We start from the raw sequence: 23,530 nt of genomic DNA, 5'->3' as shown, positions 1-23,530 counted from the left end.
CGGGCCGACCGTACGCCTCCCGAGAAGGTGGGTACATGCGCGCGCTGACCGTGGTCCTGTCGTCCCTCCTCGTGGTGACGACCTTCGCCCCGCCCGCGACCGCGAAACCGGCCGCGGCCGGCCAGACCGACGTCGTCTTCCAGCGGGCCGACTTCACCGCCGGCACGGCCGAGGGCACCGCCGCGGGCGACGGGCTGTCGTTCGCCTCGCCCGCCGGCACCACCGCCTACACCGACGCCCTCGGCACCAAGACCTGGGAGTACGCCCGCTGGACCGGCCCCGAGCGGGCCATCGGCTTCCCCGCCACGGAGCTGATCGCGTCCTGGACCGCCGACCTGCCGCCGGGGAGCTGGCTCCAGGTCGAGGCCCGCGCCAGGAACGCCGAGGGGCTGACCAAGTGGTACTCCCTCGGCCGCTGGGCCTACGCCGAGGGTGACATCCGCCGCACGTCCGTGTCGGGCCAGGGCGACGACGACGCCACCGTGGCCGTGGACACGCTGGTCGCGGCGGCGGGCAAGCAGATGAGCGGCTACCAGCTCCGGCTGACGCTCTACCGGACGCCCGGCTCGTCGCTCACGCCGCGGGTGCGCACGTCCGGGGCGATGGCGTCCAACGTGCCCCAGCGCAAGACGGTGCCGGTCAGCCCCGGCGGCGGCGCGTGGGGCGTCGAGCTCGACGTGCCGCGCCGCTCCCAGAACGTCCACGTCGGCCACTACCCCGAATGGGACGGCGGCGGCGAGGCGTGGTGCAGCCCGACCTCCACCACGATGGTGCTCGGCTACTGGGGCAAGTGGCCGAGCGCGCAGGACACCGCGTGGGTGGACCCGTCCGACCCCGACCCCGAGGTCGACTACGCGGCCCGCTACACCTACGACCACGCCTACCAAGGCGCGGGCAACTGGCCGTTCAACACCGCCTACGCCGGCCGCTACGGCCTGGACGGCTTCGTCACCCGGCTGCGTACGCTGACCGAGCTGGAGCGGCTCGTCAAGGCGGGGGTGCCGGTCATCACCTCGCAGTCGTTCAAGAAGAGCGAGCTGCCCGGCGCCGGTTACGGCACCAACGGCCACCTCATGGTGATCGTCGGCTTCACCGCGACCGGCGACGTCATCGCCAACGACCCGGCCTCCTCCAGCAACGCGGCGGTGCGGCACGTCTACCCGCGCGCCGACTTCGAGAACGTGTGGCTGCGCAGCTCCAGCAGCGGCGGCATCGCGTACGTCATCCACCCGGCGGGCCACGCCCTGCCCGCCACGACGCCGGGTCTGCCCGCCAACTGGTGAGCCGACCCGGGAGAGGTCGAGGGGCCCGTCCGCCGGGCCCATCCTCCGGGCCCATCCTCCGGGCCCCTCGAACGGCCCCTCGACGCGGACCGGAGACTTCCGTACCCTTACAGCCCTCAGTGGCCACCCCGACCACCGCCGTGGAGCTCCGGATGAAAGAGGACGATTCCGCGAATCTGGACAGGACTCGCGTGGTGCGGTCCCGGTGGAACGGTCCACCACTGCTGCTCGCCGGCGACGGGGCGAGGGCCGTGGTGGCGGGCACCGGGGCGCACCGGCCGGCCTCGCGGCTGCCGGTGGCCCCCGCCGTTCCCGCCACGGTCGGCGACCTCGGGCGGTGCCTGGTCGAGCGGGCCGGGCTCGCGCCCGCCCACCTCACCGTGCTGGTCGACCCCGTCGCCCCCGCCGCTCTCGGCGAGGCGCTGGAGCGGGCCGCTCGGGAGGCGACCTCGGTCCTGCTGTTCCACTACTCGGGGCACGGCGTCTTCGCCCCGGACGGCGAGCTGCACCTGGCCACGCGCGCCACCGTGGACCTCGGGCAGGGCGTGCCCGGCCATCAGGCGCTGCCCTTCGGCGTGGTACGCCAGGTGCTGGCGGGCTCGGCGGCCGAGCTGGCCGTCGTGGTGCTCGACTGCTGCTTCACCGGGGAGGGGCGTCCGGTGCCCGCCAGGGCGATGGACCGGGTGTTCGAGGGGATGGGGCGGGCGGCGTACGTGCTGGCCTCGGCGAGCAGGGACGCGAACGGGTGGGCGCTGCCCGGCGTACGGCACACCGCGCTCGGCGGGGCGCTGCTGCGGCTGCTGACCGAGGGCGACCCGGACGGGCCGGCCGCGTTCACCCTCGACCACGTCCACCACAGGCTGGCCCGCGTGCTGCCCGCCGCGGGCTTTCCCCGGCCGCGCCGGGCCGTGGCGGGGAACGCGGGGAACGCGGGCGCTTCTGCTCCCCTCGCTCCCAACCCGGCCCATCGGCCCGCGCCGGCGATGCCCGTGCCCGCTGCCGCCGCCGGTGAGGCGACCGGCCCGTATCGGGGGCTGGCGGCGTACGGAGTGGAGCACGCGGAGCTGTTCTTCGGGCGCGAGGCGCTGGTGCGGTCGCTGACGGAGCGGGTGCGCGCGGCGGATGGCGAGCCGGTCGTGGTGACCGGGCCGTCCGGGTGCGGGAAGTCGTCGGTGGTGCGGGCCGGGCTCGTCCCGGCGTTCCTGGCGTCGCGGCCCCCGGGCGGGGAGGCGGCGGGCGTCGTCGTGCTCGCGCCCGGCGGCGACCCGCTCGGCGCGCTGGCCCGCGAGCTGGCCGCGCTCGGCGGCGGCGATCCGGTACGGCTGCGCGCGGTCATCGAGTCCGATCCCGGCGCGGCGGCGCGCGCCCTGCCGCCCGGGCCGGTGCTGGTGGTCGTGGACCCGTTCGAGGAGGTGTTCACCGAGTGCGCCGATCCGGCCGCGCGGCGGCGGTTCGTGACGGCGCTGGGCGAGCTGGCGCGGGCGGCGGCCGTGGTGGTCTCGGTGCGGGGCGAGCACTTCGGGGCGTGCGCGGCGTACCCGGAGCTGGTGGCGGCGCTGCGGCGGCCGGAGGTCGTGCCGCCGCCCGGCGAGGCCGAGCTGCGCGCCATGATCGAGGAGCCGGCGGCGCGCTGCGGGCTCCGGCTGGAGGCCGGGCTGGCGGACCTGGTGCTGGAGGAGCTGCGGGCGCGCGAGCCTGAGCTCGAACGGTCGGGCGGCGTTCTGCCGCTGCTGTCCCACGCCCTGTTCGCGACCTGGGAACGGCGCTCAGGGGACGTGCTCGCCATGGCCGACTACCGGGCCGCCGGCGGGGTCGCGGGAGCGGTGGCGGCCGGCGCGGAGGAGGCGCTGCGGGCGCTCGGGCCGGAGTTCGAGGCGATGGCGCGTGAGCTGCTGCTGCGGATGGTGCGTACGGACGGGGCCGCCGGCGCCGCCGGTCGCCGCGTGCCCCTCGCCGCGCTGACGGAGAGCGGGTCCTGGTCCGGCTCCGGGGAGGCGGCGTCCGTACGGGCGCAGGTGCTCGCCGGGCTGGCCCGTTCGCGCCTGGTCACGGTGCACGACGGGGAGGCGGGGCTGGTGCACGACACGCTCATCCGCGCCTGGCCCCGGCTCGGCGGGTGGGTGGACGCCGAGCGCGCCGCCGCGCTCGTCCGGCGGCGGCTCGCCGAGGACGCGCGGCGCTGGGACCGTGAGGGGCGCGACCCTGCCCACCTGTACGCCGACACCCGCCTCGCCGCCGCCGTCGCCCTCACCGAGGCCCCGCCCCGGCCCGCCCAGCTCTCACCGCGAAGCACCGCGCAGGTGCAGGGGGACGGCGGCGGGGGGCTTCCCGCCGTGGGGTCGATGACGGTGCACGGCAAGCTGGTCGCCGCGGGCCGCCCCCCGGCCGCGCCCCCCGGCCAGGGCGGCCCGAATGCGGCGGGCGCCGGACCTGCCGGCGCCGGACTGGCGGGTGACGGACTGGCGGGCGTTGAGCGGGCGTTTCTGGTGGCGTCCGGGCGGCGGCAGCGGCGGCGGGCGGCGGCCGGCCGGGCCGTGATCGCCGGGCTCTGCGTGCTCGTGCTGGCCGCGGCCACGGGCGCGGTGCTGCAGTGGCGGGCGGCGGGGCAGGCGGCGCGGGAGGCGCGGCAGGTCGCCGCGCAGCGGGACGCGGCGTTGTCCCGTCAGGTCGCCGCCTCCGCCACCGCCCTGCCGGACGGGGCGCTGGCGGCGCAGCTCGCGCTCGCCGCCTACCGCGTCTCGGCCACGCCGGAGGCGAGGGGCGCGCTGCTCGGCGCGCTGTCGCGGCCGATCCCGTCGCGGCTGCTCGGCCACACGGGGCCGGTGGAGCGGGTGGCGTACCGGCCGGACGGCCGGGTGCTGGTCACGGTGTCCGGCGACCGGACGGCCCGCCTGTGGGACGTCGCCGACCCGCTGCGTCCGAAGGGCGCGGGCGTCGTCACGGGCCACGCGGCGGGCCTGACGGCGGCGGCGTTCAGCCAGGACGGGAAGGTGCTCGCGACGTCCTCCTCCGACGGCACGGCCCGCCTGTGGGACGCGGCCACCCCGGCGAAGCCGAAGCCGCTGGCGACCATCAGGGGTCACCAGGGGCCGGTGCTGGCGGTCGCGGCGGCCCCCAAGGGCGGTCTGCTCGCCACCGCGGGCGCGGACCGCACCGTACGCCTGTGGGACGTGGCCGCTCCCCAGGCCCCCAAGGCGGTGGCCGCGCTGAAGCAGGCGAGCGAGCCCGCCGACGTGGCCTTCAGCCCGGACGGCCGGATGATCGCCGTCACCTCCGCCACCGGTGTCACGCTGCTGGACCTGCTCACGCCCGCCACCCCGGCGAACCTGGCCGCGTTCTCGTCCCCGGACGGCGGCGCGGTGCGCAGCGTCGCCTTCAGCCCCGACGGCCGGAGCCTCGCCACCGCCTCCGCGACGGGCGCGCTGCACCTGTGGAACATCACGGCGGCCAAGCTGACCGGCACCGCCGCCGGCTCCGGCGTCCCCGTGGAGGACGTGGCGTTCAGCCCGGACGGGGACGTGCTCGCCGCGGCCTCCGCCGACGGGGCCACCCGCCTGTGGGACGTGGCGACGCCGGGCGACCCGCAGCCGGCCGCCCTCCTCACCGCGCCGGCGGGCACAGCGAGGGGCACGGGGGGCGTCGCGTTCAGCCCGGACGGCCGGACGCTGGCGGCGGCGTCGGGGACGGACGGCGTGACCCGGCTGTGGAACGTCGCCGATCCGGCCCGGGTCGCCGCCCGCGCCCGGCTGGGCCGCCACACCGCGCGGGTGAACGCCCTGGCGTTCGCCAAGGGGGGCGGCACGCTCGCCACCGTCTCCGACGACAGAACGGTGAAGCTGTGGGACGCCGGCGACCCGGCCGCCGCGACGCCCGTCTCCACGTTGCGCGGGCACACCGGCGCCGTCGTCGGGGTGGCGTTCAGCCCGGACGACCGGTACGTGGTCTCGGCCGCGCTCGACGGCACGGCCCGGCTGTGGGAGGTGGCGCGGCCGGCGAACCCGAAGTTCGTCGCGACGATGCAGGGGCCCGCGTCGGGGCTGCGGTCGGTGGCGTACTCCCCCGGCGGGAAGGTGGTGGCGGCGATCGGCGGGGACGGCAGGACGCAGCTCTGGGACGTGTCCACGCCGGCGGCTCCCCGGCGGGTGGCGACGCCCGGCGCGGTGGACGGCCGGCTGGACGCGCTCGCGTTCCGCCCGGACGGGAAGGTGCTGGCGACCGGGTCGGGCACGGCGTCCGTACGCCTGTGGGAGGTGTCGAAGCCGGCCGCGCCGCGCCTGCTCGCCGACGTGGCCGCGCAGCCGGGTGGCGTGCTGGGCCTGCGGTTCAGCCCCGACGGCCGGACGCTCGCGACGACCGGCGCGGACGGCGCCGCCGCCCTGTGGGACGTCGCCGCCCCGGAGCGGCCGAGGCGGCTGGCGCTGCTGCGCGGGCCCACCGGCCCGGTGACCGCGGCGGTGTTCGGCGCGGACGGCCGGACGCTGGTGACGGCCTCCCGCGACCGCACGCTGCGGGTGTGGAACGTGGCCGACCGGGCCCGCCCGTCCCTGTGGGCGGTGCTGGCGGGGCCCGAGCCGGTGGACGACGTGGCGGCGGCCCCGGACGGCCTGACGCTGGCCGCCACGTCGGGCGTGGCGGCCCAGCTCTGGGGCCTCGACGCCGAGCAGGCCACCGCGACGGTGTGCGAGCGCGCGGGCGCGGCGGTCACCCGCGAGGAGTGGGCGCAGTACGTCCCCGGCCGCCCCTACGCCCTCCCCTGCCCGGCGACGAGCTAGGGGTCAGGTCAGCTTCAGCACCCCCCCAGTGGCTGGTGTCGAGGTAGCTCCGGCCGGTGGCGTCGTTCCAGGTGACGGCGGCGGTGCGGGCCGCGCCGGTGGCGTCGTTGACCTGCACGTCGAAGCCGAGCAGGGCGCCCGGCCGCAGCGGCGCGGTCGGCAGCGCGACGGCGGCCTCGACGACGTACCCGCCGGGGACGGTGCGGGTCACGGCCCTGAGGTTGTCCTTGACGCCGGCCGCGTCGAAGGTGCCGCCGACGGTGAGCCGGCCGGAGAAGCTGATCCGGTACTGCCCGTCGTCGTCGGTGTAGCCCTTGGTCTTGCCGTTGCCGGGGTCGACGAAGATCTCGACGGAGTCCTGCTCCCAGGCGTTCGGCGACTCCTCGCTGAGCACGGGGTCGGTGACCTGGGCGAGCACGTACAGCGTGGATCCGTGCCACAGCGACCGTACGGTGGCGCTCGCCCCGGACGTGCCCTGGATCCAGGTGCCGGTGCGGATCTCGGGCGCGGCCCGCCAGGCCGGGTCCGCGACGCCGTCGAGGACGGGGGCGCGGTGGGCGGCGGTGGTGAGCTTCACGGCGGGCGCGGGGGTGACCTTGCCGGTCCAGGAGACGGCGGTGCCGCCGTCGCGTACGGTGACGTCCACGTCCGTGCCCTTGGGGACCAGGGCCTCGACGCGGTAGCCGGTGGGGGTGGGCCGGGCCGCGGCCCTGTGCCCGCCCTGCCGGGTGACGGTCCTGGCGACGCCGTCCACGGTGAACGTCACCCGGTCGCCGGCGGAGACGCTGCGGTCGGCGACCTCGGCGAGCACGTACATGCCGGCGGCCGTGGTGCGGGCCTGGAAGCCGGCCGACACCTCGCCCACGCGCGCGATCGGGGCGTCCGGCAGCAGGTCCCACTGCTGGTCGCGCTTGCCGTCGAGGACCACCTCCCCGGCCGGCGCCTCCAGGCGGCGCACCCGGGGCGGCAGCTTCGACGGGTCGGCCACGCCCCAGTAGGCGGGCTTGGCCTGGAGGTCCCGGTCGAACAGCAGGGGCGCGTTCAGCCGGGTGATCGGCCAGGTGTTGAGCCAGCTCACGTCGTCGGACTCGCCCCAGACGGTGACGGAGGTGAGGTGCGCGGCCTGCCGGCGGAAGACGTCGAACAGCTCCTTGTAGCGGTGGCCCTGCTCGGCGATCAGCTCGTCGGGGATGGTGGGGTAGGAGGAGACGAAGTCGGTGTAGACGCTGACGTCGAGCTCGGTGACCTGCTGCTCGACGCCGAGCGTGGCGAAGCGCTCGATGGTGTCCTCGACGGAGGAGGCGGGCGGCTGCTCGATGTTGAGGTGGAGCTGGTGGCCGACGCCGTGGATCGGCACGCCCTCGGCCCTGAGCCGCTTGACCAGCGCGTACAGGGCCTCGCGCTTGCGCGGGAACTCGGTGTTGTAGTCGTTGATGAAGAGCCTGGCGTCCGGGTCGGCCTCGTGGGCGACGCGGAAGGCGGTGCGGATGAAGTCGAGGCCGGTGATCTCGTACCAGGGCGAGCGGCGCAGGCCGTCGGGCTGGTTCTCGTCCACGACCTCGTTGACGACGTCCCAGGCCGCGATCCTGCCCTTGTAGCGGGTGACGAGGGTGCGGACGTGGTTCTCCAGGCGGGTCAGCAGGGTCTGCTTGTCGGCTCCCTCGAACACCCAGGACGGGGTCTGGCTGTGCCAGGCGAGGGTGTGGCCGCGGATCGTCATGCCGTGGCGCTCGCCGAAGGCCACGAGGTCGTCGGCGTCGGCGAAGGCGTACTCGCCCTCGCGGGGCTCGGTGGCGTCCCACTTCAGCTCGTTGCCGGGGGTGATGCCGTTGAAGTGCCTGGCCAGCAGCTCGCCGTGGACGCCGAAGGTGTCGGGGCGGGTGAGCGCGGAGCCGAGGGTGAAGGGCACGCGGTCCTTGAGCGCCGGGATGTCGGTCTGGATCGGCTTGGGCGGGAGGTAGGTCAGCGCGAAGTCGTCGAGGTGGAAGGGGAACGTGCCGGTGTCGGACTCGAGGTAGACGCTGAGGAAGTCCACGTCACGCGACAGCGTGTACGTGCCCGCGAGCCGTACCCACTCCCCCGCGGGCACGTCCGTGGGCGGCACGATCTGCTCGTAGCTGGGTGTGCCTGCGGCGCGCCGCTCGATCGACAGCCCGAGCCGGCCGGAGTCCGCGCCGGCGCCGAGCCTGACCCACGCCGACAGCTGGTATCTGTCGCCCTTGCCGAGGCGGCCGAGGACGTTGAGCGCCGGGCCGTCCCAGGAGGCGGAGCGGCCGGTGACGGCGAGGCTCCTGGCGCCGCCGTGGGCGGCCTCGGTGGTGGCGGCGAGGACGGCGGAGGCACGCGGCGACCAGTCCTGCGTGGTGCCGTCCTCGAAGTCGGCGGCGACCGGCTCGCGGGTGGGGTCGCCCTGGGGGGCGAGCACGACGTCGTCGAGGTGGTAGCTGCCGGCGGCGTCGTCGCTCTCGGCGTAGAGCTGCAGGTCCGTGGAGTCGGCGGTGAACAGGTACGTGCCCGCCAGGCGGACCCACGCGCCGTCGGTGACGGTGGCCGCGGCGACCCGTTCGTACGTGGTCTCGCCCCCGGCCGGGGTGCGCTGCACGGTGAGCGCGATCGTCGCGGCCGGCTGCCCGGCGGCGAGCCGGGCGTGGGCGCTGACCCGGTAGGTGACGCCCTTGACGAACGGCGCGGCGAGCGAGGCCCCGTGCCAGGTCGCGGTGCGGCCGGTGACGAGCAGCGAGGCGGCGCCGCCGTGGGCGGCCTCGGTCGTGACGGCCACGGAGACGCCGTCGCCGCGCGGGCTCCAGCCCTGCGCGGTGCCGTCCTCGAAGTCGTAGACGTGGTCGGCGGCGGCCCGCGCGGGCGATGCGGCCGGCAGGGACAGCACGGGCAGGAGGCAGGACAGGGCGGCGGCCACCAGGGCCCGGAGGAGGGTGCGCACGGTGCTCCTGAAAGTTTCAGAAATCTCCCGATAATCGGCAGGCGGACTGTAGAGCCGGACGGCAGGGCGGTCAACACTTCTGCAATCGCTTGTTGCAGCAAACATGCAGTTTTACTGCATCCATTGACGTGCCAGCGGGGTTACGCGAACGTTTCTTGCAACCGATTGCCGCACCACCCTCTGCGAGGTTGCGCATGCGACTTCTGTTACTCCTCCCCCTGCTGCTGGCCCTCACCGCCACGCCCGCCGAAGCCCTGAGCGCCCCGGGACGGGGAACGATCGTGGTCGCCGCCGACGGCACCGGCGACCACACCACCGTGCAGGCCGCGGTGGACGCCGTCCCCTCGGGCAACACCCGCCCGGTCACGATCCTGGTCCGCAGGGGCACCTACCGGCAGCAGGTCGTCATCCCGGCCGACAAGCCGTACATCTCCCTCGTCGGGGACACCCGCGATCCGCGCGAGGTGGTGCTGACCTTCGACGTCTCCGCCGCCACGCCCAGACCGGACGGCTCGGGCCCGTACGGCACCTCGGGCAGCGCCTCGTACGTGATCAGCGCCCCCGACTTCACCGCCCGCAACCTCACCTTCGAGAACGCCTACGACGAGGCCGCGAACGGCCCCAGCCAGGCCGTCGCCGTCCGCACCACCGGCGACCGCCAGGTCTACGAGAACGTGCGTTTCATCGGCAACCAGGACACCCTCTACGCCAACACGGCCTCCGCCGGCACGACCGCCCGCCAGTACTTCCGCGACTGCCACGTGGAGGGCGACGTCGACTTCATCTTCGGCCGCGCCACCGCCGTCTTCGACAACTGCGTGATCAGGTCGCTCGACCGGGGCAGCGCCGGCAACAACGGCTACGTCACCGCCGCCAGCACCGAGCTCGCCAACCCCTACGGCCTCCTCATTCACCGCAGTCACCTGGTCAGCGACGCCCCCGCGGGCAGCGTGCACCTCGGCCGCCCCTGGCCGGCGGGCGGCTCGGCGACGGCGCGCGGCCAGGTGCTGGTCCGCGAGTCGTGGCTGGGCCAGCACGTCAAGAGCAGCCCCTGGACCGACATGTCCGGGCTGAGCTGGCGCGACGCCCGCCTGTCGGAGTACCGCAACGAGGGCCCCGGCGCGGCGGCCGGCCCGGACCGGCCGGAGCTGACGCCCGCGCAGGCCGCCGCCTTCACCCCGGAGCGGTACCTCGCGGGCGCGGACGGCTGGAACCCGGTGCGGCGCACGCCGCCGCGCCCCGGCCCGCGCGACCTCGGCCGCCAGGTGCTGCCCGCGAACGACGGCTGGGCCGCGGCGACCACGGGCACCACCGGCGGCTCGGCCGCCCGCCCCGAGAACGTGCACGTGGTCACCACCCGCGCCCAGCTCAAGGCCGCGCTCGGCGACCCGGCCGACAACACGCCGCGCGTCATCTACGTCAAGGGCGCCATCGACGCCGACACCGACGACTCCGGCCGCACGCTGACCTGCGCCGACTACGCCGTGGACGGCTACAGCCTGGACGCCTACCTCGCCGCCTACGACCCCGCGGTGTGGGGCAGGACGAGCGTGCCGTCCGGCCCGCTGGAGGAGGCCCGCAAGGCGTCGTACGCGAAGATGGCCGAGCACGTCACCGTCACGATCGGCTCCAACGTCACCCTGGTCGGCCTGGGCCGCGACGCCGCGCTGAAGAGCTTCGGCCTGCGGATCAGCGGCGCCGACAACGTCATCGTCCGCAACCTCACCATCACCGACACCGCCGACTGCTTCCCGCAGTGGGACCCGACGGACGGCGCGGACGGCAACTGGAACGCCTCGTTCGACAACGTCGAGGTCTCCGGCTCCACGCACGTCTGGCTGGACCACAACACGCTGAACGACGGCGACAACCCCGACTCCGGCCAGCCGCTGTACTTCGGCCGGCCGTACCAGGTGCACGACGGGCTGCTCGACGTGGTGCGCGGCTCCACCTACGTGACGCTGTCCTGGAACCACCTCAGCGGCCACGACAAGGTCATGCTGATCGGCAACACCGACAACCCGGCGCGCTACGCCGAGGAGGACAAGCTCAAGGTCACCCTGCACCACAACCACTTCGAGGGCCTCGGGCAGCGCACGCCCCGGGTGCGCTTCGGGCAGGTGCACGTCTACAACAACTACGTCACCGGCGGCCCGGGTCACGTCTACAGCATCGGCGTGGGCGTCGGCTCCCGCGTGTACGCCGAGGCCAACGCCTTCGACGGCGTCCCGGCGGCGAAGGTGCTGACCGTCTTCGGCGGCACGGCGATCACCGCGCGGGACAACCTCGTGGACGGCCGGCCGGCGGACCTGGTGGCGGCCTACAACGCGGCCACCGGTGCCGCGCTCGGCGCCGACGCCGGCTGGACGCCCGCTCTGACCGGCCGCAAGCATCCGGCCAGGGCGCTCAAGGCGCTCGTGCCGGCCAGCGCGGGCGCGGGGCGGCGGTTGTAGGAACGGGAGGGCCCGCCGAGCGGCGGGCCCTCGCCGGCCGGGCGGGCTCAGGGCCCGTACGCCTTCACCTCCAGGAGCCCGACGCTGCTGGAGCCGTTGCCCGTGAGCAGCACCCGCAGCCGCGTGGTGCCGGTCGCGGTGAAGGTCACGCTGTTGTAGGCGTTCTTGGTCAGCGTGTACGCCGACGCGCCCGGCACGTCCGCGTACGCGCTGCCGTTCCAGTACTGGAGCTTCCACGACGCCGGCATGTCGATGCCCTGGTCGTCGTCGAAGAAGTACACCTCGGCCCGGTTGAGCGTGCGCGAGGAGGACCAGGCCAGGTCCACCCACTGCTGCCCGGTCTCCGGCCAGCAGCCCCAGCGCGGGTTGACGGTGTCGTTCGACGACGGCGGGTCGATCCCGTCGTTGACCGCGGCCACGCTCTCCCAGGAGGAGGTGGAGGACGCGCTCGCCGTGGCGGAGGTCGCCAGGTTCGACGGCGGCTGGACGCCGCCACGGTTGTGCACCTTGATCTCGGTGAGGCCGGTCCGCGCGCCGGACGCGGCCGTGGTCAGCACCCGTACCCGCTGCGCGGTGACGGCGGGGAACCGCACCACGTTGTAGTTGGCGCGCGGCGCGGCCGGGGTCTTGGCCTGGGAGGGCACGCTGACCCAGGCGCTGCCGTTGTGGTACTGGACGTCGTAGGAGGCCGGGGCCCGGTAGGTGGCGCTGGCCGGGCGGCTGTCCTTCAAGTAGAGCCGCACCTCGTTGAGGGTGCGGGCGGTGCCGAAGTTGAGCTCGTACCAGTCCTGGCCCGCCGTGGTGCCGCCCCAGAACGGCTCGTTGACGGGGTAGCCGTCCACGGCGCCGGCCGTGGTGCTGCCGGAGGCGGTGGTGGAGGCCGTGGCGGTGGCGCCGGCGGCGAGGTTGGCGAGGTCGGCGGTCAGGTCGACGCCGGCCTTGGCGAGCAGGTCGACCATGCGGGCGCCGGTGTGGCTGACCTGGGCGGGAGCCTGCAGCCCCGGCACGGCGACGTTGTAGGAGACGGTGCCGGAGGTGGTGACGGCCCCGGTGGCAGGGTCCCAGGTGAACGGCACCAGCGACGACACGGTGGCGGCGCGGCTGCCGTTGACGTAGATCGAGTAGCCCTGGGGCACGCCCGGGTAGCGGACGACGCCGTCGGCCGGGTCGTCCCAGACGATGGTCAGGTCGGCGTCGCGGTAGCGCAGGTTGTTGACGGTGAAGTGGGACCAGCCGATGTTGATCGGCGACAGCTCCACCTTGGCGTCGTTGCGCGGGCGCAGGCCGGCGACGTCCTCGATCACCGTCCAGTTGCTGCTGCCCAGAATGTTGTGGTGGATCCAGGAGCGGTAGGTGATGGACGAGCCGTTCCAGTCGGCCCAGAACTCGTTGGCGTCGGGCCACTGGGTGTTGCCGCCGACGTACTGGGCCCAGGCGTTCCAGTAGAGCAGCTTCTTGTACCAGGTCGGGTCGATCCACTCGTTCGGGTAGTTGCGCAGCACCGAGGAGAGCAGGCGGAACTGCACGGTCGAGTTGATCGTGGAGAAGTTGTTGCTGCCGGTGCCCGAGGCCGCCTTGTCGGCCTGGTTGGCGGTGTAGAAGGGGAAGATCGGGTACTGCGCGGGGTCGTCGAACAGGCGCAGCGCCTGCTTGTACGTCGCCGTGTTCGGGATCGCGCCGACGGCGAACGGGTAGTAGTTGTTGATCTCCTTCCACGGCACCCACTCGTTGGTGGACTTCAGCCGGTGCTCGAACAGCTGCCGGCCCGGGTTCCACAGCACACTGACGATGGCGTTCTGGATCTGGGTGGCGAGGTTGCGCATCTCGGTGGCCTTGGCGGTGTTGCCGATGGCCTCGTACGCCTGGGCGGCGGCGAGGGCGCCGCTGTACTGGTAGGCGGCCTCGGCGCGGTCCATCCGGCCGGGCTTCCAGTGGAAGGAGACGGCGTCGGCGTCGTTGCCGGTGAGCGCGCCCCAGTCGTACTCGATGAGCTTGTTGTTGTCGGTGTCGTAGGAGGAGAGCTGGCCCTTGACGTCCTGCTCGGCGTAGCGGGCGAGGTTGGCGGCGATGCCGGGCTGGCCGCCGTGGATCTGGTAGCTCTTCCACGCGGCCTCGGCGATGTACTGGGTGTAGCTGTTGGACCAGTTCTCGGGGTCGCCGGGGTTGTCGAGGAAACGGCCGTTCTTGGAGGTCTGTCCGACGCTCAGCCAGGCGCCGTAGGCGTAGGCCGGGTCGCGCAGGTACTTCAGGTCGTCGATGTGCATCGGCTGGGTCAGCGCGATGGCGTTGTTGTAGCCGAGCACGCCCTCCATCGACGTCGGGAACTGGAAGGTCTGCCCGGGTATGTCCGCGTCGAGGTGGTTGTAGCGCATCAGCCACCAGCGGTAGTAGATGTTCTTCTTGATGCCGGGCTCGGGCACGTCGATGTAGGGGACGTTGTCGGCCCACCAGCGGTTGTACGCGCGCACGTGCGTGGCGAACGCGGTCGCGGGCGTGTAGCCGGCGTAGGCGTCGTACTCGGTGCGCGAGGCCGGGATCTCGCTGGTGACGAAGCCCATCACGACCTTGACGGTCACGGTGGCGCCGGCGGCGACGGTGACGGAGCGGTTGAGCCCGCCGCTGGAGACCGTGAAGCCGTCGCCGGTGAGCCTCGGGTAGAGCGTGGTGAGGTTGTTGTAGGCGTTGACCTGGCCGGTCAGCTCGCTGCCGCTGCCCGTGGTCGCGTACGGCGAGGTGGCGCGGAGCTGCAGCGTGGTCGAGGCGGAGCCGCCGTTGGTGATGGCGAGGTTGGCGACGGCCACGTTGTTGTCGGTGATGAACTTGGTCTGGTCGATCGTCACCGAGCCCGAGGTGTGCCGGCTCTTCCAGTGGCTCGGCGCCTGCCGGCGGGAGCTCACCTGCTCGGTGAAGGTGCCGGGGGTGACGACGACGGTGAACGCGTTCGCGTTGCTGATGCTCTCCCAGTACGCCACCTGCCCGGCGAAGCCGAGCGTGCCGGGGGTGTGCGTCTTCATGAACAGCGCCCGGCCGCGCGTCATCAGCCAGGTGCCCGCGGGGTCGTTGCCGGGGCGGGCGAGCAGCCGGTCCATCCAGAAGTCGGTGCCGGAGCTCTCGGCGTCGTAGATGGCCCGCATCGCGTTGCCGGTCGTGTACGTGCCCGGCGGGGCCGGGACGGCCGGGCCGCTGAAGGACGGATAGCCGATGGTCTGGTCGGCCCGGGCCGGGGCGCCCGCCACGACCAGGCCCGCGACCAGCAGGAGAGCGGTCAGGACACGTCTCACGAGAAGGCCCTCCATTCGAGGACGCCGGTCGAGTAGCCGGTGCGCGAGGTGATGTTGAGCCGGAGCCTGGTGGTGCTGATCGAGGGGAAGGCGGTGGCGTTGAAGGTGTTCGCGGCCACGCCGCAGCCCGACTGGCCGGGGACGTCGGCGTAGGCGCTGCCGGTCCAGTACTGCACCCGGCAGGAGGCGGGCAGGTCGATGCCCTGGTCGTCGTCGAACCAGTAGACCTCGGAGCGGGAGACCGTCTGGGCGGTGGGCCAGCGGTACTCGATCCACTCGGTGCCCTGGTGGTTCCAGTTGCCGTACGCGCCGTGGCCGCGGTCGGCGGAGTTCGCCGGGGTGTAACCGTCGTTGATCGCGGCCAGGGTCTCCCACGGGGAGACGTACGAGGTGGAGGCGGTGGCGCTCGCGGCGAGGTTGCCCGGCGTGACCGGGCCGCCGGTCTGCACGACCTTCTGCATGGTGCCGTCGGCGTTGAAGTACAGCTTGTCGATGGTCACCGAGCGGCGGAAGTCGCCGCCGCCGGGGCTGGAGGCGTTGTGGTAGACCATGTACCACTGGCCCTTGAACTCGATGATCGCCGGGTGGTTGGTGGTCGAGGTGACCTGGTCGAGCACGACGCCGCGGTGCGTCCACGGGCCGAGCGGGTTGCTCGCGGTCGCGTAGCGGATGCAGGCGTAGCCGGGCGCGGAGCAGGCCGAGTCGTTGGCGGCGTAGGCGAGGTAGTAGACGCCGTTGCGCTTGAACATCCAGGGGGCCTCCCAGAAGTTCGTCACGCCGCTCGGGGTGATGACCGAGCCGTTGAGCGAGGTCATGGTGCTGGTGAGGCGGGCGGCGCGCAGGCCGTAGTAGGAGCCCCAGTACATGTAGACCTGGCCGTCGTCGTCGGTGAAGACGGTGGGGTCGATGTTGAGCGGCGAGGAGTTGGGGGTGCTGTCGCTGACCAGCGGGCCGCCCTTGGCGTCGCGGAAGGGGCCGAGCGGGGTGTCGCCGACGGCGACGCCGATGTCCATCCAGCCGGCGCCGTTGCCGTTGACGGGGACGTACCAGTAGTACTTGCCGTCCGCGCCGCGCTCGACCTCGCCGGCCCAGGCGTCGGCGCCGGCCCAGGAGAAGTTGGAGATGGCCAGCTTGGCGCCCTGGTCGGTGAACGTGGCGGCGTCGGAGGAGGTGAAGACGTGCCAGTCGCGCATGACGAAGTTGGTGCCGCCGGTCGGGGCCTCGTCGTGGCCGGTGTAGAGGTACAGGGTGTCGCCCACGACCAGCGCGGCCGGGTCGGCCGTGTAGATCGCGGTGGTGATCGGCGCGCCCGCGAGCGCGGGGGGCGCGGTGCCGAGGAGGAGGAGCAGGAGTGCCGCGGCGAGGGCCGCCGCCCGTCGTCGTCTCATGGGGGTGTGCTCCCTTTTCTGTTAGCGCTAACATCCACTCCGAACAGACCTAAAAGGTTTTCGGGAACGTAAACCGGGCGATGGCGGCTGTCAATGCGTCACTGCCACGGCTTGCATACGTTCTCACCTGGCGCTCTGCGGGCACACGGCCACTGATCAGCGAGCGAGCGTCCTGTTACGATTCGATCTCACCGAAAAGGCTTTCGGAGGCGGACGGCGGTGACCTTGTACTCGGGGCACGAGGTGACGGTGTCCGCGTGGCCGGAGATCAGGGCGTTGACCCGGCTGGCCGCGAAGTGGAAGGCGCAGAAGAGCTGGCCGCGCAGAACCTCCTCCGTGATCCGCGCCGTCAGCGTGGCCTGCCCGTGGCGGCTCTCCACCAGCAGCCGGTCGCCGTCGCGGACGCCCGCGCGGGCCGCGTCGGCGGGGTGCAGGTCGAGGTGGTCCACCGGGTCGAGCTCGACGGCACCGCTGCGCCGGGTCATGGTCCCGGAGTTGTAGTGCGCCCAGCGGCGGCCGGTGACGAGGATCAGCGGGTAGTCGTCGTCGGCGGCCTCGCCCGGCGGCAGGTAGGGACGGGCGGCCAGCTCCGCCAGCCCGCCGGCGGTGGCGAAGCGGTCCTGGTAGAGCCTGCTCACGCCGGGCCGGCCGGCCTCCGGGCACGGCCACGGGACGGCTCCCTCCCGGTCCAGCCGGTCGTGCGAGATCCCGGCGAAGACGGGAGCCACCCGCCCGCACTCCGCCAGCGCCGCGGCCGGCGTCGGGCAGCCCAGGTCCGCGCCGAGCGCCGCGGCGAGCGCGTGCACGATGCCGAAGTCGGCGCGCGCCTCGCCGGGCGGCGCGAGCGCCGGGCGTACGCGCTGGAAGCGCCGGTCGAAGTTGACGAAGGTCCCGTCCTTCTCCAGCCAGGAGGCCGCCGGCAGGACCACGTCGGCCCGGCGGGCGGTCTCGGAGAGGAAGAGCTCCTGGCTGATGACGAGCGGGCAGGACTCCAGGGCCTCCACGACCCGGTTGGCGTCGGGATCGGTGGTCGCCACGTCCTCCCCCACGATCCACAGCACCCGCAGGTCTCCCGCGCGGGCCGCCGCGAACATCTCCGGGATGCGCAGCCCGTCGTGATCGGGCAGCCGGACGCCCCACACCCGCTCGGCCCTGCCGCGCGCGACCGGGTCGCGGACCTTGCCGTAGCCGGGCAGCAGATCGGGCAGCGCGCCCATGTCGGAGGCGCCCTGGACGTTGTTCTGGCCGCGCAGCGGGTTCACGCCGAACCCGCGCCCGGTGCCGACCGCGCCGCGCAGGATCGCCAGGTTCGCCAGCGTCCGCACGCCGTCCGTGCCGTGCAGGTGCTCGGTCACGCCGAGGCCGTACAGGATCGCGGGGCGGGCGGCCCGCCCGTAGAGCCGCGCGGCGGCGACCAGGTCCGCGGCGGGCACCCCCGTGATCCCGGCCACCCGGTCAGGGGTGTGGCCGTCGAGGACCGCCGCGAGCTCGGGCAGCCCGGCCGCGCGGCTCCTCAGGAAGTCCTCGTCGATCAGGCCCTCGGCGAGCAGGACGTGCGCGAGCCCGTTGAACAGGGCGACGTTCGTGCCCGGCCGTGGCCTGAGGTGCACGTCCGCGTGGCGGGCGAGCCCGACCGCGCGGGGATCGGCGACGATCAGCCGCGCCCCGCCCAGCACCCGCCGGAGCAGCCGCGCGCCGACCACCGGGTGCGCCTCGGCGGGGTTGGCGCCGACCACGAGCAGGCAGTCGGCCCGCTCCACGTCCTCGAAGGCGTCGGTGCCCCCCGCCAGGCCGAACGCGGCGGTGAGCCCGGCGGCCGACGGCGAATGACACAGGCGGGAGCAGTTGTCGACGTTGTTGGTGCCGACGACCACCCGCATGAACTTCTGCAGCAGGTAGTTCTCCTCGTTCGTCGAGCGGGCCGAGGAGATCGCCGCCACCGAGTCGGGCCCCGCCTCGCCGATGGCGTCCCTGATCCCGCGCGCGACGTGCGCGAGCGCCTCGTCCCAGCCGACCGGCTCCAGACGGCCGGAGGGCCCGCGCAGCAGCGGCCGGGTGAGCCGGTCAGCCGCCCGCAGGTACCCGTGGGCGAAGCGGCCCTTGACGCAGGCGTGGCCGCGGTTCACCGGCCCGTCGGCGGCCGGCCGCACCGCGGCGACCTCGCCGTCGCGGGTGAGCACGTCCAGGGCGCAGCCGACGCCGCAGTACCCGCAGGTGGTGCGGGTACGGGCGAGCGGGCCCAGCCACGACCCCGCGGGCAGCCCCGGCTCGGTGAGCGCGCCGGACGGGCAGGTGTCCACGCAGCCCCCGCAGGAGACGCAGTCGGAGTCCGCCCACAGGCCGCCCGTGCCCGGCGCGACCACGGTCTCCGATCCCCGGCCCGTCAGCGTGAGCGCGAACGTCCCCTGGACCTCGGCGCACATGCGCACGCACCGGCCGCAGGCGATGCAGAGGTCCCGGTCGAGACGGACGAACGGATGACTGTCGTCCCGGCCCCTTCCCGCGCCCTCGCCGGCGCTCTCCGGGCCGATGCCGAGCTCCCGGCAGGTCCTGGCCAGCTCGCCGTCGCCCTCCAGCGCGTACGGCGGCAGCACCGAGACGATCAGCTCCACGGCGTCCCGGCGCAGGGCGCGCACCTCGTCCTCCTCGACGGTCACCTCGGCGCCCTCGGCCGCAGGGGTGACGCAGGCCGCCACGACGCGCCCGTCCAGCCGTACCGAGCAGGCCCGGCAGGAGCCGACCGGCGTCAGCCGGTCGTCGTGGCAGAGCGCGGGCACGCCGAGGCCGGCGGCGCGTACGGCCGCGAGCAGCGACGCCCCGCCGGGGACGTCCACCGGGCGGCCGTCCACGGTCACCCTCATCCGGCCCACCCCCGCAGCCGCTCCCCGTAGGCGCGGACCAGGCTGCGCACCGCGTACGGCAGCCGGCGGCCGAACGCGCACAGGCTCGCCTCGCCCATCAGCCGCAGCATGCGGGCGTGGGCCTCGTCCGGAGGCACCCCGGAGCGGACCTGCTCCAGCCCCCGCCGCGAGCCGACCCGGCAGGGGGAGCAGGCTCCGCAGCTCTCGGCCGCGGCGAACTCCCACACGTGCCTGAGCACGTCCAGCGGCTCGATCCGCCCGTCCACGGCGACCAGCCCGGCGTGGCCGAGCGCCGCGCCGTGACCGGCCAGGTCCCGCTCGGTGAGCGGGAGATCCAGCTCCTCCTCGGCGAGGAACCCGCCCAGGGGGCCGCCGACCTGAAGGACCTCCAGGTCCGCGCCGTCCCGCAGCCCGCCGCCCAGCTCCGTGACGATCCGCCTGATGGGGGTGCCGAGCTCCACCTCGTGGCAGCCGGGGCGGGCGAACCGCTCGGACAGGCAGACGAGCTTGGTCCCGGTCTCGCCCGGCGTGCCGCGGCGGGCGTAGGCGGCGCCGCCGCGGCTGACGATCCACGGCAGGGCGGCCAGCGTCTCCACGTTGTTGACCACGGTCGGGGCGTCCCACAGCCCCCGGTCCGTCGGGTACGGAGGACGGGCCCGCGCGCAGCCGCGGCCGCCCTCCAGCTCGGCGATCAGCGCCGTCTCCTCGCCCGCGACGTACGAGCCCGCGCCCGTCACCACCTCGATCTCCAGGTCGACGCCGCCGCCGTGGGGCCGGCGGCCGAGGTGGCCGTCCGCGCGGGCCCGCGCCACCGCCTCCCGCATCCGGGCGAGCGCCGCCGGGTACTCCGAGCGGACCAGCACCAGGCCATGCCGCGCCCCGCAGGCGAAGCAGGCCAGCGCCAGCCCGGCGAGCACCCGCGCGGGGTCGGCCTCCATGAGCAGCCGGTCGGCGTAGGAGCCGGGGTCCCCCTCGTCGCCGTTGGCGATCACGACGGTGTCCGGCGAGCCGCCCGCCGCCGCCCACTTGGCCGCCACGGGGTAGCCGGCCCCGCCCCGGCCGCGCAGCCCGGAGGACGCCACCTCCGCCCGTACCAGCTCGGGGGTGCGCCGGCTGACGGTCTCCGCCCAGGTCCGCCACGGGTCCTCGGCGCCGCCCGCGATGCCCGCGAGCACCACCGGGTCGCCGGTGGCGTCGGCCGCGGGGATGGGCGGCGCGTGCGGCCGTACGCGCCCGGCGAGCTGGCCGGCGACGTCCGGCCCGGCGCACGCCGTCACGCCGTCCAGCGCGGCCGGCCCTCCGTAGCAGTAGCCGAGACAGCGGACGGTCCGCAGGGACACCTCGGGGTCAGGGTCACGGTCGTCGGCGGTGACGCCGAGGACGCTCTCGACGGCGGGCAGGTGCCGGCCCGCCTGGGCCGCGAAACACGCCGTCGCGGTGCAGACCCGCACGTGGCGGCGTCCGTGCGGCGTCGCGAGGTCGGCGAAGTAGGTGGCGGGCCCGAGCCCGGCGGCCGGGGGCAGCCCGAACCGCCGGGCGACCTCGGGCGCCCACCGCTCGGGCCGCTCCGCGTGCCCCGCGGCGGCGGCGAGCTCGTCGATGAGCCGGATGCCCGGCCGTCCGCGCCGTTCGGCGAGGGCGCGGAACGCGTCAAAAGGGTGGCTTCACGGTTTGTGCATGCCCGCTTCCCTCATATCGGACACCCGCTTCAGGGTCAGGCGCTCCCGGGGGAGAGACGGCCAAGAGTTTCCTCCCGCGCGGGTCTCGTCCCCGCGGGCTCTGGGAAAGCTCCTCCGGCGGGACCAGACTGGAGGTGACGGTGAGGGACGACCACGCCGGCCCGCCCGGTCCGGCGGCGGCCCTCTCAGGCGGTGACGTGACCATGCTCGATGTCGGGACCGCGGCGGCACTGCCGGTCGGCGAGGTGCTGGCCCGGCTGGGCAGCGGGGCCGGCGGGCTGAGCGAGGCCGAGGCCGCGCGCCGCCTGGCGACGACGGGGCCCAACGCGCTGCGCACCCACCGGGCCCGCCGCCTCGCCGTGCTGGCCCGCCAGTTGCGCTCGCCCCTGCTGGTCCTGCTCGCCGTCACCGCGGCCGCGTCGTTCTTCCTCGGGGAGCGGTCGGACGCCCTGATCATCGGGATCATCCTGGCGGCGTCGGTCGGGCTGGGGTTCCTCAACGAATACCGCGCGGAGAAGGCCGCCGAGGCCCTGCACTCCCAGATCCGGCACCGCTGCCTGGCCCGGCGCGACGGTCACCCCCGCCTCGTCGACGTGACCACCCTGGTCCCTGGCGACGTCGTCGAGCTGCGGCTGGGCGACGTCGTGCCGGCGGACCTGCGGCTGGTGTCCGTGACGGAGCTGGAGTGCGACGAGTCGGTGCTGACCGGCGAGTCGATGCCCGTCGCCAAGACCGTTGAGGCCGTGGGCGCGGGCGCCGCGCCCGCCGAACTGTGCGGGTGCGCCCTGATGGGCAGCGTGGTGCACGCCGGGTCCGGGACCGGCGTCGTGGTGGCGACGGCGGCGCGGACCGAGTTCGGGCGGATCGCGCTCCAGCTCGGCGAGCGCCATCCGGAGACCGAGTTCCAGGTCGGGCTGCGCAGGTTCTCCATGCTGCTGGTGCGGGTCGCCGCCGCGCTCACCGTCGCGATCTTCGTCATCAATCTCGTCCTGGACCGCCCGGTCCTGGACGCGCTGCTGTTCTCCCTGGCGATCGCCGTCGGCATCTCCCCCCAGCTGCTGCCCGCCGTCGTCTCCACCAGCCTGGCGGCCGGCACCCGGCGCCTCGCCCAGCACCGCGTGCTGGTCAAACGCCTGGTCTGCATCGAGGACCTGGGTGACATCGAGGTGCTGTTCACCGACAAGACCGGGACCCTCACCGAGGGGCGGATCAGCTTCATGCGCTCGCTCGGCCCGGACGGGCGGCCCGCCGACGACGTGCTCGAACTCGGCCTGCTGTGCAACGAGGCCGTCGTCGAACGCCCCGCCGAGGGGCAGGAGGGCGGGCCGGCCCACGTCGCGGGCGGGAACCCCCTGGACGTCGCCCTGTGGGAGGCCCCCGCCGCCGGCGTCCTGCGGTCGGCGCCGGCCCGCTACCGGCGGCTCGCCGCCGTGCCCTTCGACCACGAGCGGCGTACGGCGTCCGTGCTGGTCGAGGACGACGACGGCCGCCGCGTGATCATCACCAAGGGCGCTCCCGAGGCCGTGCTGGAGCGCAGCTCCCCCATCGGCGACGAGGCCAGGGCGATGCTCGAAGCCGAGTTCGCCGCGGGCAACCGGGTGGTCGCGGTGGCCACCCGCGACCTGCGCGACCCCGCCGACGCCCGGCGCACGACGCTCGGCCCGGCCGACGAGCGCGACCTCACCTTCCGCGGCCTCCTCGTCTTCCTCGACCCGCCCAAGGCCGGCGCGCCGCACGCGCTGGAACGCCTCACCGGCCTCGGCGTCACCGTCAAGGTCCTCACCGGCGACAACCCCACGGTCGCCGCCAAGCTGTGCGCCGACCTCGGCCTGCCGGGCGGGCGGGTGCTGACCGGCCAGGACGTCGAGGCGGCCGACGACGACCGGCTGGCCGCGCTCATCGAGCAGAGCACCGTCTTCGCCCGCGTCACCCCCGAGCACAAGGCGCGCATCGTGCGCGTCCAGCGGCGCGGCGGCCTGGACGTGGCCTTCCTCGGCGACGGCGTCAACGACGTGCTCGCGCTGCACGCCGCCGACGTGGGCATCTCCGTCGAGGCGGCCACCGACGTCGCCAAGGACGCCGCCGACGTGCTGCTGCTGGAGAAGAACCTCGACATCCTCGCCGACGGCGTCCTCCAGGGCCGCCAGATCTTCGGCAACACCATGAAGTACGTGCTGATGGGCACCTCCAGCAACTTCGGCAACATGTTCTCCGCCGCCGCGGCCTCGGCGTTCCTGCCCTTCCTGCCGATGCTGCCCTCCCAGATCCTGCTCAACAACCTGCTCTACGACTCCAGCCAGCTCGCCATCCCGACCGACACCGTGGACCCCGAGCAGCTTCGGCGCCCCTCCCGCTGGGACGTGGGGCTGATCCGGCGGTTCATGCTGTTCTTCGGCCCGATCAGCTCGCTGTTCGACTTCGCCACCTTCGCGGTCATGCTGGGGCTCTTCCAGGCCGGCCCGCCACTGTTCCGCACCGGCTGGTTCGTCGAGTCCCTCGCCACCCAGGTCCTGGTGGTCTTCGCCATCCGCACCAGGCGGGTGCCCTTCTTCCGCAGCCGGCCCAGCGTCCCGCTGCTGCTGGCCGCCCTGGGCGTCGTCACCGTCGGCGCGCTCATCCCCGCCACCCCCTTCGCCGCCGCCCTGGGATTCCAGCCGCTGCCCGGGCCGTTCTTCGTCGTCCTCGGACTGATGGTGGCCGCCTATCTCGTGCTCATCGAGTGCGGCAAGCGCTGGTTCTACCGGGGCGTGCCCGTGGCGCCCGCCGCCCGGGAGCGTACGCCGGCCCATCGCACGCACCGCAGGGCCCACCGGTTCACCACCGCCGCCGCCCTCCCGCCCGAGGGACGGCGCAGGTGACGCTCACACCCGCC

At 74.4% G+C, this 23,530-nt stretch carries 9 protein-coding genes; 4 read left to right on the top strand and 5 right to left on the bottom strand.

From position 1 onward, the window contains the following. Positions 1-35 precede the first annotated feature (35 nt). Both Nocox_RS43680 and Nocox_RS11390 read left to right on the top strand, forming a co-directional pair. On the top strand, positions 36-1,283 hold the full coding sequence (locus Nocox_RS43680) for a C39 family peptidase (RefSeq protein ID WP_020545319.1): 1,248 nt from the start codon (positions 36-38) through the stop codon (positions 1,281-1,283). 152 nt (positions 1,284-1,435) lie between these two features. Beyond that, positions 1,436-6,055: a caspase, EACC1-associated type gene (locus tag Nocox_RS11390; RefSeq protein ID WP_157383265.1), complete on the top strand. Its 4,620-nt coding sequence runs from the start codon at positions 1,436-1,438 to the stop codon at positions 6,053-6,055. Here Nocox_RS11390 and Nocox_RS11385 read toward each other — a convergent pair. Beyond that, the gene (locus tag Nocox_RS11385; protein ID WP_020545317.1) at positions 5,985-8,996 is read right to left on the bottom strand and encodes an endo-1,4-beta-xylanase; all 3,012 of its coding nucleotides are present in this window, start codon (positions 8,994-8,996) and stop codon (positions 5,985-5,987) included. The genes Nocox_RS11390 and Nocox_RS11385 overlap by 71 nt on opposite strands. Positions 8,997-9,190: 194 nt before the next feature. Here Nocox_RS11385 and Nocox_RS42965 point away from each other — a divergent pair, with 194 nt between their 5' ends. Then, on the top strand, positions 9,191-11,449 hold the full coding sequence (locus Nocox_RS42965; RefSeq protein ID WP_084685800.1) for a pectinesterase family protein: 2,259 nt from the start codon (positions 9,191-9,193) through the stop codon (positions 11,447-11,449). A 47-nt stretch (positions 11,450-11,496) separates the two neighbouring features. Here Nocox_RS42965 and Nocox_RS11375 read toward each other — a convergent pair whose 3' ends face one another. The 4 genes from Nocox_RS11375 to Nocox_RS11360 form a co-directional block, all read right to left on the bottom strand. Then, positions 11,497-14,730, bottom strand: coding sequence for an MGH1-like glycoside hydrolase domain-containing protein (locus Nocox_RS11375; RefSeq protein WP_020545315.1), 3,234 nt, complete (start codon positions 14,728-14,730; stop codon positions 11,497-11,499). Beyond that, complete coding sequence (locus Nocox_RS11370) at positions 14,727-16,118, bottom strand: glycoside hydrolase family 43 protein (protein ID WP_020545314.1); 1,392 nt, start codon at positions 16,116-16,118, stop codon at positions 14,727-14,729. The genes Nocox_RS11375 and Nocox_RS11370 overlap by 4 nt, the downstream gene beginning before the upstream one ends. A gap of 188 nt (positions 16,119-16,306) precedes the next feature. Continuing rightward, the gene (fdhF, locus tag Nocox_RS11365) at positions 16,307-18,979 is read right to left on the bottom strand and encodes a formate dehydrogenase subunit alpha (protein ID WP_026214797.1); all 2,673 of its coding nucleotides are present in this window, start codon (positions 18,977-18,979) and stop codon (positions 16,307-16,309) included. Beyond that, entirely contained in the window at positions 18,976-20,580 is a 1,605-nt protein-coding gene (locus Nocox_RS11360; protein WP_084685799.1) for an NAD(P)H-dependent oxidoreductase subunit E, read from the bottom strand. The genes fdhF and Nocox_RS11360 overlap by 4 nt, the downstream gene beginning before the upstream one ends. Positions 20,581-20,861: 281 nt before the next feature. Here Nocox_RS11360 and mgtA point away from each other — a divergent pair, with 281 nt between their 5' ends. Then, entirely contained in the window at positions 20,862-23,516 is a 2,655-nt protein-coding gene (gene mgtA, locus Nocox_RS11355; RefSeq protein ID WP_051112677.1) for a magnesium-translocating P-type ATPase, read from the top strand. Positions 23,517-23,530 lie beyond the last annotated feature (14 nt).

Source organism: Nonomuraea coxensis DSM 45129 (assembly GCF_019397265.1).
GTDB lineage: Bacteria > Actinomycetota > Actinomycetes > Streptosporangiales > Streptosporangiaceae > Nonomuraea > Nonomuraea coxensis.
The sequence above is the reverse complement of the archived record's forward strand: the minus strand, read 5'-3'. Positions and strand labels throughout refer to the sequence as shown.